Origin of the sequence: Sporosarcina sp. ANT_H38, assembly GCF_008369195.1 — a bacterium.
Classification (GTDB): Bacteria; Bacillota; Bacilli; order Bacillales_A; family Planococcaceae; genus Sporosarcina.
On record NZ_VOBC01000001.1, the window covers coordinates 65,773 to 79,419 of the forward strand.

The 13,647-nt window shown below is 38.5% G+C and carries 12 protein-coding genes; 5 read left to right on the forward strand and 7 right to left on the reverse strand.

Going from position 1 to position 13,647, the window contains the following annotated elements; translation table 11 throughout:
* Positions 1 to 38 precede the first annotated feature (38 nt).
* On the reverse strand, positions 39 to 1,370 hold the full coding sequence (locus FQ087_RS00465) for a M20/M25/M40 family metallo-hydrolase (protein WP_188006589.1): 1,332 nt from the start codon (positions 1,368 to 1,370) through the stop codon (positions 39 to 41).
* A 205-nt stretch (positions 1,371 to 1,575) separates the two neighbouring features.
* On the opposite strand from FQ087_RS00465, the gene FQ087_RS00470 reads away from it, so the two are divergent.
* Positions 1,576 to 2,079 (forward strand): DinB family protein, encoded by a 504-nt coding sequence (locus tag FQ087_RS00470; RefSeq protein ID WP_149578616.1) that lies wholly within the window; start codon positions 1,576 to 1,578, stop codon positions 2,077 to 2,079.
* 243 nt (positions 2,080 to 2,322) lie between these two features.
* Here the strand turns inward: FQ087_RS00470 and FQ087_RS00475 are convergent, their stop codons facing one another.
* Positions 2,323 to 3,351: a DUF4097 family beta strand repeat-containing protein gene (locus FQ087_RS00475; RefSeq protein ID WP_149578617.1), complete on the reverse strand. Its 1,029-nt coding sequence runs from the start codon at positions 3,349 to 3,351 to the stop codon at positions 2,323 to 2,325.
* On the reverse strand, positions 3,344 to 3,667 hold the full coding sequence (locus FQ087_RS00480) for a PadR family transcriptional regulator (RefSeq protein WP_149578618.1): 324 nt from the start codon (positions 3,665 to 3,667) through the stop codon (positions 3,344 to 3,346). The genes FQ087_RS00475 and FQ087_RS00480 overlap by 8 nt, the downstream gene beginning before the upstream one ends.
* A gap of 220 nt (positions 3,668 to 3,887) precedes the next feature.
* On the opposite strand from FQ087_RS00480, the gene FQ087_RS00485 reads away from it, so the two are divergent.
* Positions 3,888 to 4,778 (forward strand): Rpn family recombination-promoting nuclease/putative transposase, encoded by an 891-nt coding sequence (locus FQ087_RS00485; RefSeq protein WP_149578619.1) that lies wholly within the window; start codon positions 3,888 to 3,890, stop codon positions 4,776 to 4,778.
* A 101-nt stretch (positions 4,779 to 4,879) separates the two neighbouring features.
* On the opposite strand, the gene FQ087_RS00490 is transcribed toward FQ087_RS00485, so the two are convergent.
* Complete coding sequence (locus FQ087_RS00490) at positions 4,880 to 5,554, reverse strand: DNA alkylation repair protein (RefSeq protein ID WP_255452100.1); 675 nt, start codon at positions 5,552 to 5,554, stop codon at positions 4,880 to 4,882.
* Between the two features lie 529 nt (positions 5,555 to 6,083).
* Between FQ087_RS00490 and FQ087_RS00495 the strand changes: the two genes are divergently transcribed.
* Entirely contained in the window at positions 6,084 to 7,469 is a 1,386-nt protein-coding gene (locus FQ087_RS00495) for a leucyl aminopeptidase family protein (protein WP_149578621.1), read from the forward strand.
* Positions 7,470 to 7,771: 302 nt separating this feature from the next.
* Here FQ087_RS00495 and FQ087_RS23270 read toward each other — a convergent pair whose 3' ends face one another.
* Positions 7,772 to 8,959 carry an ABC transporter permease gene (locus tag FQ087_RS23270; RefSeq protein WP_149578622.1) on the reverse strand — a complete coding sequence of 396 codons (1,188 nt, stop codon included), beginning with the start codon at positions 8,957 to 8,959 and terminating at the stop codon, positions 7,772 to 7,774.
* Positions 8,960 to 9,221: 262 nt separating this feature from the next.
* Here FQ087_RS23270 and FQ087_RS00505 point away from each other — a divergent pair, with 262 nt between their 5' ends.
* Positions 9,222 to 10,769 (forward strand): sensor domain-containing diguanylate cyclase, encoded by a 1,548-nt coding sequence (locus FQ087_RS00505; protein WP_149578623.1) that lies wholly within the window; start codon positions 9,222 to 9,224, stop codon positions 10,767 to 10,769.
* A gap of 80 nt (positions 10,770 to 10,849) precedes the next feature.
* Here the strand turns inward: FQ087_RS00505 and FQ087_RS00510 are convergent, their stop codons facing one another.
* Together FQ087_RS00510 and FQ087_RS00515 are read right to left on the reverse strand one after the other, a co-directional pair.
* The gene (locus FQ087_RS00510; protein WP_255452101.1) at positions 10,850 to 11,794 is read right to left on the reverse strand and encodes a TRM11 family SAM-dependent methyltransferase; all 945 of its coding nucleotides are present in this window, start codon (positions 11,792 to 11,794) and stop codon (positions 10,850 to 10,852) included.
* 14 nt (positions 11,795 to 11,808) lie between these two features.
* Positions 11,809 to 12,390, reverse strand: coding sequence for a branched-chain amino acid aminotransferase (locus tag FQ087_RS00515; protein WP_149578624.1), 582 nt, complete (start codon positions 12,388 to 12,390; stop codon positions 11,809 to 11,811).
* Positions 12,391 to 12,653: 263 nt separating this feature from the next.
* On the opposite strand from FQ087_RS00515, the gene FQ087_RS00520 reads away from it, so the two are divergent.
* Positions 12,654 to 13,643 carry an LCP family protein gene (locus FQ087_RS00520; protein ID WP_149578625.1) on the forward strand — a complete coding sequence of 330 codons (990 nt, stop codon included), beginning with the start codon at positions 12,654 to 12,656 and terminating at the stop codon, positions 13,641 to 13,643.
* The last annotated feature ends 4 nt before the right edge of the window (positions 13,644 to 13,647 follow it).

Sequence of the window (13,647 nt, forward strand, 5' to 3'; positions counted from 1 at the left end):
ATTATGCCAAATCAAAAAAATAAAGAACCATTTTGGCTTTATTCCTCGGGGATGGCTGAAAAAGTTAATTCAAAAACTGAAGAACTAATGATTTTCGCAACGTTAAGAAGACGATCTTTACTTAATTTTTCAATAGTATCATTAGGTGTATGATACCACTCTTCAACAGGATCATAAATGAACAATGCTGCGTCGATTCCTGCATTATGGAATGGTGTGTGATCACTTCTGTCTCCGAAAGTAGTTTCAATCGAGGTGCCATTCAGTTCTTCGTTAGCCTTGCTCGCTGCCTTTGTAACGATATTATCCCAGCCGTCTAATGTTTGAATGGCCAAATTTCCGGCGTCTGCACTGCCTACCATATCCAAATTGAACATAGCGGAAGAGCGTTTAATTTCATCCTTCGACATAGCACTTACGTATTTTTTCGACCCATGCAATCCTTCTTCTTCAGCCCCGAAAAACAGGAAGCGGATTTCTTTATTTGTTGGCAATGTTTTAAACATCCGTGCGAGCTCGAGGACAACCGCAGTTCCGCTTGCGTTGTCACTCGCTCCAGGCGCTTTATCGACTGAATCATAATGGGCTCCTATCAAGATAATATCATCATTAACATCAGCTACTTTAGTAGGTTTTTTAGTGGCGATGATGTTTTGAGATGCCAATTTTTCAATTCTAGCTCCTTCAATTTCGACCGTAGCATTAACAGGACTGCCCTTTTTTACAAAGTCAAGAAGCTTCTTACCTTCATCATAAGTAAGGGCTAATGCCGGGATGAAGTCTTCAAAATGCTCCCTTCCAAGTGTCCAGTTCGTACTCTCCGATTCATCTGGAAAATAGAGAAGAATTGCCTTAGCACCAGCTTCTGACGCTAATAACACTAGCTCGTAAAAAGCGGTTTTATCAACGGCAACAAGCGCGATTTTTCCTTTTACATCGATTTTTTTATAATCTGATTTCAAGCCATATCCCGCATCGACCAACTGTCCGCTGGTATTACCGTCGACCGAATATTGAAAGCTAGCGGGTGAGAATGAACCGTCAAATCCCTCAACAACAAGGCTCTTTGACTCCGGCATAATGTACTTCTCAAAATCGAATGGTTGAACCTCGACCTCATAACCCTCTGATTGCAATTGTACAGTCAAAAAAGCAGCTGCCCTTATTTCAGAATTTGTGCCAGCTACACGGGGTTTTTTCGTTAACTCTTTCAATGAAGAGTGAATCTTTTCAACGTCCAATTCCTCGATAAATTCATTTTGTGTTTGGTCAAATTCAGGACTGTCCACGATGGACGCTTTTGGCGAACAAGCTGCCATTACAATAGAAAATAATAATAGGAATGAGAACAGCATTCTATTACGAGCCATAAGATTCCTCCATTCTAATAATGCCATGACGATACAATTTAATTTTAACCATGAAAGAATTAGCTAACTAGATGTTAATGCGACGGATTTTATAAATTACTTATAGAGGATACCTCCGTATTCTCTATTTTTATGATTATAAAGGAGAATTTACAACTGTTGGCGAAAAGATTATAAACTAAAGAAAAAATTGGAGTGACAATTCATGTATAAAACAATTGAAGAATTTCTTATTAATTGGGGCCATGAAAGTGGATCGACACAAAAAATCCTAGATGCGTTAACGGATAACTCTCTTGAGCAAGAAGTATCACCTGAAGATCGTACACTAGGCCGAATCGCGTGGCATATCATCACAACACTTAGCGAGATGATGTCACGAACTGGTCTTGATTTCGAAGCTACTTCTCATGAATCGACTGTTCCAATAACGGCTGCTGAAATCGCGGGGGCTTACCGTTCATCAAATGATGCGATGGTTGCTGCGATCAAAGAACAGTGGACCGATGAATCGTTAAATGAATTGAAAGAAATGTATGGGGAGCAATGGTCGATAGGAAGGGTCCTTGGTATATTAACAGCGCACCAAACGCATCACCGTGGCCAAATGACAGTACTCATGAGACAAGCTGGTTTAAGCGTACCTGGTGTCTATGGACCGTCCCGTGAAGAGTGGGCAGTATTTGGTGGAGAAGCACCGATAGTATAATGACAAAAAAACTGACGCTACACCGTGAAATTGGTGTAGCGTCAGTTTTTTTAACTGAATTTAACTGGTCAACATGGATTGTGACTTTATCAAAATACCAACCAATCATATATTACAGTCAACCGATTATATCCGATATACGAACAATCATAATCCATCGCCGACCAATCATATACGACTAAGAACCAATCAAATTCCATCGCCGACCGATTATATATCACTACGAACCAATCATATTCACGTTCATCCTACCGTAATTCGTCCATTATCCGACTTCAAGCGAATCGTATGTTCTCCAGCGCCGATGACTGTGCGTGAATTCCGTTCGCCAAAAACATCGATTTTACCATGGCCCGTTTTTGTGTGAATGGAAACATTCGTCGGCTTGCTACTTGATTGGATCACAATACTTCCGTTATCCGTTTGAAGATCAATATTCCGATCGAGGGTATCGGTCTGAAGTGTAATTCGTCCATTATCCGTGCTACCGACTATCGATCCCGTTACATGTTCGAGTTCGATTCGCCCATTGTCAGACTCGACTGCTATGCTGTCCGCATCGACATGACGCATTTCAATTCGCCCATTATCCGTTTTTGTTCGCAAATGTTCGACTTGGACCTTATCAATTTCAATTCGTCCATTATCCGTTTCAGCAGTCAAAGTAGTGGCAGCAATTTCTTTTAATTGGATTTTTCCATTATCGGTATTCACACTGATTTTTTTGCAGAGCAGCTTCTCAGCGGAAATCCGTCCATTATCCGTTTTCATCGCAATCGATTGATACAGCTTCTTGGGAATGAACACGTTGAGTGTCACCGCTTTCATATTAAAATTGAACAAAAGTAACCAGTGGCGTAAACTTTTCAGCCGGATGAACAATGTATCACCAACAACTTCTGCAGTTAGTTTCAATTTTTCATTGGATCCAATCAATTCAGCGGTTGTTACCGAACTGTCAGACGGACTGACGAACAAGGTGCCATGCTGGACGTTAATATCGACATTCACAAACTGATCATCTTGGATTGTAATGACTTCATTCGTCGATACGATTTTCACTTTATTTTCTACAAATGAATATGATCCAAGTAACTCCTCAGCAATTTTTGCAGGAGATCCTAGAGAAGTAGCGATCTCACTTTCCGATTTTCCATCCCCACGCCCGTCAGTAAAATATTCCCGAATATCTTGGATAATATCGTTCTGTTCCTCTGTAGGTAGCTGTTTCAATGCTAAATCAAGTTCACTTATATATTGGTTTTCAGTCATTCTGTACACCCTCCTCGATTAATGTATTGACGCCATCCGTGAAATTTTTCCACTCTGCTAACTGGTCATGAAGATAGGTGCGCCCTGCATCCGTCAATTTATAATACTTACGGGGAGGGCCTTCCGTTGATTCCTGCAAATAGGTCGTGAAATAACCTTCTTTCGTTAAACGACGCAACAAGGGATAAACCGAACCTTCAGAAATTGAAATTTGATCGGAAATTTTTTGCACAAGCTCGTAGCCGTACCGATCTTGTTTGTCGAGAAGGACAAGCACACATAAATTCAACACACCTTTTTTAAACTGCACATTCACTTAACTCACGCACCTTTCACTATTAATCAATAAACAGTACTGACTCATACAATGTACTTGTTAACAACAATATATCATATGGTATTGTCCATTGCAAGGTACTGGATTTGGAGATTATGCGAGTACATACGTAATTGTTTAATTAAAATAATAGTCAGTTTAAAATATTGATTTAAGCGAACTTTTGTTCTATAATAAAGGAAAAGATACGGTGGTGCATATGTTGGTATCTATTGTAGGGGAAGAGCAAAATGTCTATGCTGCTGAACTTTTGGATCTGAGAAATGATTTTGTGTTCAAAGCTTTTTTTGCTGATGAACGAAACAATAACTTATTGCTTCAATTTTTAAAGGCCATATTGGGTGAGACGATTACATCGGTTAAGTTGACGGATCCTACGATCGAGATTGCTCACTCGGAGGATAAATCATCGGTTATGGATCTGCGTGTTATAACGAATGACGGTGAGCAAATCAACGTTGAGATGCAATATCAAGGGCATAAGTGGTTTCCAGAGCGAATGCTGATGTATTGGACAAAAATGTACAGTAGTCAGGATGAGGTACAGAAATTGTATCGACAATTAAAAAAAGCAGTCCAAATTGTGATTGTCAATTTTAGCTTGTTGCCAAAATCTCATTATCATAGTATGTTCCAGTTAATGGACCCGGAAGACAGTACTATTTTTTCGTCTCATCTGGAAATACATGTTTTGGAGTTGCCAAAGTTACAGGTCGAATCGATAATAGAGATGAATGATTTAGAAAAATGGTTGTTGTTTATGAAAAGTGATAAAAAGACGAAGGAGGCGTTAGCTGTGGAAAGTTCGACGTTGAAAGAGGCCCTTTCTCAGATTGAACGTTTGAGTCAAAACCCAGAGACAAGAAGAATGGCGATCTCCCGGGAAATTCATTTGAAAGACCAGTTACAGCGGGAGGAGGATGCAGAGTCTAGAGGAGTAGAACAAGGAAAGGAAGTTGGCGCAAATTTGCGGGACCGCGAAATTGTTCTTAATATGTATGCAGAGAATTTGCCGGCAGAATCGATTGCTCAATTAACAAAAATACCGCTTGAAAAAGTGAAGGGGATTATTGAATCTATTGTTCAGTAACATAAGAGGGACCAAATTGACATAAACCCAGATGTATCAGTCTGGGTTTATTAGTGTATGGATAATTAAAGTGTCATGATTGAACGGATGCCTTTCAACACTCACTTAAAGTGTTTCAGTGCTTCTCTTTTACTAAGCGGTTTTAAAGGATGTTCCTCAATAAATGATTGCACACAATTTGGATCTGTTTTGGCGTATTCCCGCAATGCCCAACCAATCGCTTTTTGGATGAAAAACTCCTTAGATCCTGAATGCTGTTTGATAATCTGGAATAATAGGTCCGTATCTGTCTGTTGTTTGAATTTTAATTGATGGAGAATTGCAGAACGGTTTGTCCACATATTTTCCGATAGTGACCACTCCAACATGATTTTTTCGCCGTAATCGCGATCAAGTTTTACAATATGACCTATAAAATGAGGTGCAATCGTATCGACGCTATCCCACCATGATTTTGTTTCTATTAATTGAAGTAATGCAGAGAAATCTTTTGTTGTTAAATGCTTTTTCATTTTCTCAATCAGCGCAAACGCTGCGTATTGGTACTCTCGCTCCGGAAGACTATATAGTTTCCATACTTCATCAAAAAACTTCTCAGGTTCAGGCAACTCATATTCTACAAACTGTTCTTTTAATAAATCCTTTCGAAGTGGACTTTTGATGCCAAGAAAACGAAAGTGGTTTTTCAGATAAGCCTGCATTGGCCCCGCCAGTTCCTCATTGCGATTCGCTTCGAATTTTTCGATAATTCCTTGATGATCCCATGTTTTTTTCAATGTAACTACCTCCAACAGGTTTGATTAAGAAAAGTGTAACATACAAGCATAAATTAACTTCGATGAGTTAGAAGTTACTCAGGACAAGGTGCTATTGAAGTAAGTGATCGAAAGTTTCCGCTAGCCGATACGTTTAAAATGATAGGGGTAACAGGGGAAGAACTGAAGGTAATGAAGGAGTTAATCGTAATCGACAAACTATATAATGAAGTGCAGAAATATGAACTTGCATGTACAGCTTCAACAAGAACAGATGGCTTTTTGGATTGAAAAACATGTCATCCAAGACACGGAGTGATTCATTTGAACAATAGCTATTTCGTAGGGTGGGGAACATTAGCATTAATCAACGCAGGATTAGCGCAAGGAAAAAATCGAGGTGGGCTCAATTGGTTTCTTCTATCATTATAGTTAGGATCTTTCGCAATGCTCTGCCTTGTGCTTTCGGAAAAAAGATAATTCGTTGAAGTTGGACAACTTGTGCTAAACTATTTTAGAAATCGAAATAATTTATCCAGGGGGAAATCACATGTCTAATGAAGTAAAAGTTATTTTCGCAAACGATCCAATTGTTTCGGGAAACGCTGCGCTTAAAAAAATTGTGGCCAATCAAAAGGCGGCGCATAGTTCTGTATTAATCGAAGAAACACATTATATTGTGTTAAAAGAGTGTAAAGAAAAAGATATGACACTCGAGAAAGTTCGCGCAACAGCAGGGAATATCGCTCGCGATGTAAGCGCACAAAAAGTCGAAACAGCAATTGTAAAAGCAGAAATTCTTTCGGATGCCTATACAAAGTTGGATAAAGGATCTGTCCTGACCGCATTTGCAGAAGGATGGGAACTAGGATCTTATCAGTTTGTTACTTATAAATCGGATGTCACAGCATTCCAAACTACGCTTCATATAGTTGGGGAGGAAGCAAAGTCATTCATTGAAGCGGGTAAAATCCGTGCAGCAGCAACTGCATTCTCACGCGACTTGATGAATGAACTGTCAAACGTCTTAAATCCAGAAACATTCCCGGAAGTATTGAAGAAAAACTTTGAAGGTACTGGTGTTGAAGTGAATGTGTTCGATAAAGAAATACTCGAACAAATGGAGATGAACGGCGTTCTGACAGTCGCTCGCGGTAGTATCTACAAACCGTCATTCGTTGAGTTAGTCTACAAAGGTGACGCATCGAAACCGCTTGTGGCATTAGTAGGTAAAGGCGTGACATTCGATACAGGCGGCATTAGCTTAAAGAGCGGCAAAGACTTAAGTGATATGCGTATGGATATGGGGGGAGCAGCTGCCGTTTCTGGAGCACTCACATTGCTCGCTAAATCGAAAGCAAAAGTGAATGTCGTGGCACTTATTCCAATTGTGGAAAACATGCCAGATAACACATCTGTCTTACCGGGTGAAGTCATCACCTACAAAAACGGGTTGACAGTTCAAGTGGGAAATACTGACGCAGAAGGACGCCTCATTTTAGCGGATGCACTTATTCGTGCAGGGGAGTGGAGAGCGGAATACATCGTCGATATCGCAACGCTTACAGGCGCGATTGTTAATGCACTTGGTACAGAACTAGCGGGCGTATTTGGCGATGAAGGCTTAGCTGTAGAAATGAAAAAAATCGGTGATAAAAACGGTGATTTCATCTGGCCAATGCCATTAGTCGAAGCGTATGATAAGTCTCTAGACAGTGACTATGCGGATATGAACAACATCAGTTCATTAGGCGGGGCAGGATCCATTACAGCTGCTTTATTCCTTCGTCGCTTCGTTCCGAAAGAAAGCAAATGGCTGCACGTTGATATGGCAGGTATGATGAGTAAAAATAGTGCTTCAGGATACTACGCGAAATCAGCAACAGGATACGGTACACGTCTATTAGCTGACTTTACAACATATGTTTCAAACTAAGGGAGAATGTACTCAGTAATTATACTGGGTACGTTCTCTTTTTTCGTTAAATTGACAGAGTAATGCTCGAATTATACGGGTACTCATACAACTACTAGCCACAAACTACCGCCAATCCAAAGCTAAAATATAAATCCCTTTAATAGAATTGGAACCAGTAGTACCTCACGTATAATAGAATTATATTTATCGACTTTTGTGATACCCGCTGTAGATGCTATCATAGAAAGTCCATGTACTTTTCAGCGCGATTTACCGCACCTATACTTGCGAAGTAACACATGTAATTTAGAAGTGAATATTCATTCGGGTTGTTTCATAATTCGTTTTGATGCAAAAATGTAAACAAACCAATATATTACTAACAACTCCATAAAAATTATACTAACAAATTTTATGTGGAAAATAGGACTAATCGAAGCCAAGTTGAAAAAAAGTAGTTGCACAAGTAATAGGCTCAGAAGTAGTTTTTGAAAAGATTCCTTAATAATCTTAGTAGATACGGGATAGATACGAGAACTGTCATTAATCGAGTATTGTAAAGGGAGTAACTGGTAACCGGTTAAAAATAAAAGTGGAAAAGCTACGAACCAGCCATAAGCAGGAAAGAAAAAACTAATGCTAATTCCTATTAAGGTTAATCGTGCATACAAATAAAAAAATTCATTATACCTAATAAACAAGTGTGAAAATAAGTATGTGTAAGCTGAAGTATGTTTGTAAGTTATGCCTTTTTTTATCGACCAACCCAAGAACTTTCTCCGCTTAAACGAATGCTTAAGGTGGGGGACATCAATATATAGATTAATAAATTTATAAATCTTGAATAGAGATTTTTCTTCTTGGTTTATTAAATAATCCCAATTAATTCCCCTTGCTTTCTTATTAAATACATAGAACCAGAGGAAGCAATTGATAATTAACAAAGTTCCTGCAATTGTCCACAGCCCTATAAATATAAAATATATAATTGTATAAAATGTTAGAAACCTAATGCCTGTATGAATTAGCTTGTGAAGTTTAGTGGTCATCCATTGTTCAATCCAAATCAGGCGAATGTTCAAGAGGATTAAACCTGAAAATGTAATAAGGAGTGTCATTGTAATAATTTCACTCTGTTTTACAAGAGGACTAATAATTAATAGCATGATTAGAAGTTTGAAGACATCTATAAAAGCACTATAAAACATCGATTTCTTAAAATATGAGGATAATGCTGTTTCCGCGGGCATTAAAAAAACGACATCGGCTTTTTTGACAAATGTACGGACGCCCGTCTTTAAAAAAGTGAAAGTAATTACTAAAGACGCTATCACTTCTGTTGGGAAAAAGGGAGGCAACCATTGAAGAAATTCCATGTAGTAATAAAGAAAAACACTACCGAAGATGATAAAGGAATAAAATACGCCCATCGCAATAAGTGAAAAATATTTCACGATTTCAAAATAAAATTCCTTCAATCTTGTATTCCAAACTGAATTAATTTCCATTATATCACCACGACTTTCAACTATGGACTATACTTATTAGTCGCATTTAGTATGCCAAGATATCCTTCTAGAATATCCTTCTAGTATATCCTATAAATCAAGTGGATACCATATATGGAAAGTAGTGGTCTTTAGATAACCAATCAATTGATGCTCAATACCCTTACCTATTTTTTGTTGACAATCTAATTGATTCAACTGCGACCATTAAAACCGATATAATGATAGAGACGAAATACAGCTGAAAAAAGAGGTATTAATTATGATTAAAACGTTACGATTCTGGATAATGTTTCTTGTATCATTCGCGACGATTGGCATTCTCAGTATCACGTTGTTTTCTGGATATTATGTGACAAAAGAAAATTTAATTAATAATTCCCTAGAGATTAACAGGGTCTATTCAATGAAACTGTCACGACTGACGGAAGAAGTATTTAATGGAATGCAAAGTAATCTGCAAATTAAAGCGACTGAAATAATTGCTCATATTGATGATGTTGATAAGTTAACTGAAAAACTCGCGGACTTAATAAGCAGTAGTAAAAACTTTAACTCACTCTCCATTGTTAACAAAGATGGCGTGGTACTTGCCACCTCGCCGGAAGTTGGAATAATAGGAATGAAACTAGACACGGAAGGTCCAAAAGAAGCACTACATGAAAGAAAGAACCTTATCTCTGCACCTTATAAAGCTGCAACGGGCAGATTGCTTATTCTAATTTCCACCCCATTGTGGAATGAAAAAAATGAATATCTCGGTTTTTTAAGCGGCACGATTTATTTGCAGGAAGATAATATAATTCATGACATTCTCGATGAACACTATTCAACGGATGGCTCTTATGTGTGGGTTGTAGATAATAAGGGGATGTTGACTTACCATCCGGATCCTAAACGAATTGGAGATAGCGTCAGTGAAAATGAAGTTACGCAAAAAGTACTAGCACATGGAAGTGGAACACAAAAAGTTATGAACTCAGAGGGGAATGAGTTTCTTGCTGGGTACACATATATTAAGTCGAGTAAGTGGGGAGTTGTTTCTCAAACACCCTATAAAGTTAGCATTGAACCTTTGAGGGGAATGGTCTACAAAATGTTGCTTTACGCCCTCCCTTTTGTCCTATTCTTTTTCGTGTTAACTATTATTCTGACAGAGAGATTATCATCTCCGCTTCGCAAATTGGCAACATTTTCGGCGAATCTAAAAGTAAATGGGGGGCAAAGCGAATTTTTGGATATTCCAACATGGTATTTCGAGGCTAAGCAATTGAATGAAACAATTCACGAATACGCAAACAGTCAGCAACAAAGAGTTGAGGATTATAAGGAGCGTTCTTACACTGACCCCCTTACCGGTCTAAAGAATCGTAGGTACGGAGATGAAGTCACTGCAAGGTGGACTATGGACAAGCGACCATTTTCGGTTATTATGATTGATATTGACGATTTCAAATCTGTTAATGACAAATTTGGTCACCAAATTGGAGATGAAGTGCTTAAGTTTCTAGCGGAGAAAATGAATGATATTATTCGAGGCGACGATGTCTGCATTAGAATGGGTGGGGAAGAGTTTGTGATCCTGCTGGCTGAAACAGATGTTCAGAAAGCGATGGTTATCGCAGAAAGGCTACGCGTAAATGTCTCGTCAACTATAAGTCCAACAAATGATAAAGTGACGATTTCATTAGGTGTCGGTAGTTATCATAGTAATCGGGAAACAATCATAGAATTATTTATCAGGGTTGACAAAGCATTATATCAAGCAAAAATGGCCGGAAGAAATAGAGCGGTACAATCTGGAATCTAACTAGAGAATATTTAGGAAGAATATCAGGCGTAAAATCACAAAAAGGAAAGACCTCGTTACTTTGAACGAGGTCTTTCCTTTTATTCACAAACGAGCACTTGTCTGATAAAATGCCCTTTTTTTGCAACACAGCGATCAGTAATGACGAATCCCGCCTCTTCAACCATGTGATCGATTGTTTCAATCGTCACCACGATGACTTTCTTCGTAAAACGGCGCGCTTCCTTCAATATTTCAAGCTGTGCTTCAGGTGTAATATGTGTAAATAGATTATAGGGCATATCGATAATTGCAACGTCGTATTCGTCAACGACTTCTGCAATTGGCCCGACCTCTACACTACCCTCGAGTTCAAAATGGGCAATATTCTTTCTGGATCCTAAAACGACGCGCGGATTAATATCCCGTCCGACGATATTAATACCCATCGACAATGCTTCAACTAACACCGTACCAATGCCACAACATGGATCGATTGCTCGTACACCATGGGGATGCGGAATCGCAATATTGGCCACGGCCCTTGCGACACGCGTACTTAATGCTGTAGAGTACATATGCGGTTTTTTCTGATGAAGGAACCAGACAGATTCGCTTTCAACATGCTTCCCGAAATACCATTTACCATCCAATAAAACAATCCCGAACATATTTACGGGCGGGTTCACTAAGTCGGGAGTACCATTGACACGTAATCCGATTTCACGCTCAATTTTCCGACGCTCCGGATGCCCGATTTTTTTCGTCGTATCGAGATCCGTTGTATTTAAACTCACGACTCTAAATGTAGATTCACCTATATCGTATTGTTCAACTTGCTGTGAAATCTCCTCAAGACTGTCACCCTCAAACATAATGTCCAACCGTTCTTTCATAAACGCACTGCGACTCGGATCAATCTCAATCGAGCTTCTTAACACAGTAGAGGTGACATCGAAGCCGAAAAATGATCTCATTTCTAACATGCATAGATCATGCTCATCTGTGTGCTGTGTATATGTGTATATAAAATCTGACTCACTCAATTGATTCCCATCCTTCACTGCGCTTCATCAACGGCATCAACCATTTTAAATATAAAGTCGTACATCAGTTGATAAATCTCAACGAAAGATAAGTCTTCACTAAAACCTTCAACATAGTCAAGTGCAAAATTCATATCCCATAACCCGTCTTCGTTAGAAAACATCACACTATATTTTGCACCGTCTCCGTGTAAATGTGTGTCAAGATATGCCTTCATGTCATTACCGAATTTCTTTTGTAATTTCAGTCCAAATAATGCGGTATACTTTTCGAATACTTCATCGAATTCAAGTACGACTGCATCGACCCGTATGACTTCAAAAGCATTTGCTTCGACATATACGAATTCATTTACATGGTTTTTTAAATAAGAAATACTATCATTTAAAAAGTTCTGATCTTCTTCTCGAATCAGATTTTCCGTTTCTTTAACACACCGTTCGATGACGCTAAATTGGAATGCTTTCTCTACAACAGTTACATCACCAGCAATCAATTGATGCTTGGCTACATATTCTCTATCAATTTCAAAGAACTCAATAGTATTATCCGTCATATTTTCTGTTATATACTTACCCAGTTGTTTTTTTAACATTCTAGATCAGCTCCTTCACTTCTATTAGTATAGCCTACATTGTTGCGTTAGGCTTTTAATTTGCAACGTGAATTTTCTTGAACTAATTCACAGGTTAGACGATGAATATAGGGCTAGGATTGACCTAAGCAATCTTGATAAAGCATACCGAATGTTGACAATATGTCTACTCAACTATAGAATTTTTATAGTTGAGATAAAATTTGCCCTTGATTAGTAAAAAAATAAGCTAGAATTAAATGAAATGTTAGGTGGATTATTATATGAGAAGAAGCGAGCGGAAAATAAAAAAACGTAAAGGACTACGGAATTTCTTTATAGTGGCTACATTGATAGTAGTGGTGGGACTAGCGTATGGTGTTTTTCAATATTATAGTGGATGGTCTTTGGCGAATAAAGGATTGGTTAAAGGAGAAGAAACGTCATATGATGAATTCGAAGGTGCGGATCCTCAATTCGGTGAACTTAATGTTCTTTTATTAGGTAGTGATTCTCGCGGAGATGAAGATGCACGAGCTGATACGTTAATGATAGCGCATTATAATCAAACAACTCGAAAGATAAAACTTGTTTCTATTATGAGAGACACATATGTGGATATCCCAGATCACGGTTACCATAAAATGAATACTGCGTTTTCTCTTGGCGGTCCTGAACTTGTAAGGAAAACGATTAAGCAAAACTTTGATATCGATGTTCATTCCTATGCAATTGTTGACTTCACCGGATTTTCAAAAATTGTAGATGTTATAGCTCCTGATGGAATAGAAGTTGATATTCCATATACGATGTCTCATGGTATCGGAATGACATTGCAGCCTGGAAATCAAGTATTGAATGGAGAACAGCTACTTGGATATGTACGTTTCCGCCACGATGTCCACAGTGATTTTGGGCGAGTGGAACGGCAGCAGGAAGCGTTGTCAAAATTAAAGGATGAAGCTGTCAGCGTCCATAGTATACTAAAATTGCCTAAGTTACTTGGCGTTGTTGAACCTTACATTAATACAAACGTTGATAGTCGAACAATCCTTACAATCGGTAAAGGTTTAATTGGCGGAAAAACAGGTGAAATTGAGACGTTACGTATTCCTGTTGAAAACTCTTTTGAAGATAAGCGTGTAGCAGCAGGGGCAGTTCTTAGTATCGATTTCGAGAAAAATAAACAGGCTTTACAACAGTTTTTATCGACCGAGGATGAAGCAGAAAATGACGAATTGGACGAAGAAGTACCACCAGAAGAAACTAAATAGCGAA

What these genes read in the sequence shown, in the direction of transcription:
- FQ087_RS00465 (WP_188006589.1), bottom strand. Translation starts at nt 1,370, where the DNA reads ATGGCTCGTAATAGAATGCTGTTCTCATTCCTATTATTATTTTCTATT.
- FQ087_RS00470 (WP_149578616.1), top strand. Translation starts at nt 1,576, where the DNA reads ATGTATAAAACAATTGAAGAATTTCTTATTAATTGGGGCCATGAAAGT.
- FQ087_RS00475 (WP_149578617.1), bottom strand. Translation starts at nt 3,351, where the DNA reads ATGACTGAAAACCAATATATAAGTGAACTTGATTTAGCATTGAAACAG.
- FQ087_RS00485 (WP_149578619.1), top strand. Translation starts at nt 3,888, where the DNA reads ATGTTGGTATCTATTGTAGGGGAAGAGCAAAATGTCTATGCTGCTGAA.
- FQ087_RS00495 (WP_149578621.1), top strand. Translation starts at nt 6,084, where the DNA reads ATGTCTAATGAAGTAAAAGTTATTTTCGCAAACGATCCAATTGTTTCG.
- FQ087_RS23270 (WP_149578622.1), bottom strand. Translation starts at nt 8,959, where the DNA reads ATGGAAATTAATTCAGTTTGGAATACAAGATTGAAGGAATTTTATTTT.
- FQ087_RS00505 (WP_149578623.1), top strand. Translation starts at nt 9,222, where the DNA reads ATGATTAAAACGTTACGATTCTGGATAATGTTTCTTGTATCATTCGCG.
- FQ087_RS00515 (WP_149578624.1), bottom strand. Translation starts at nt 12,390, where the DNA reads ATGTTAAAAAAACAACTGGGTAAGTATATAACAGAAAATATGACGGAT.
- FQ087_RS00520 (WP_149578625.1), top strand. Translation starts at nt 12,654, where the DNA reads ATGAGAAGAAGCGAGCGGAAAATAAAAAAACGTAAAGGACTACGGAAT.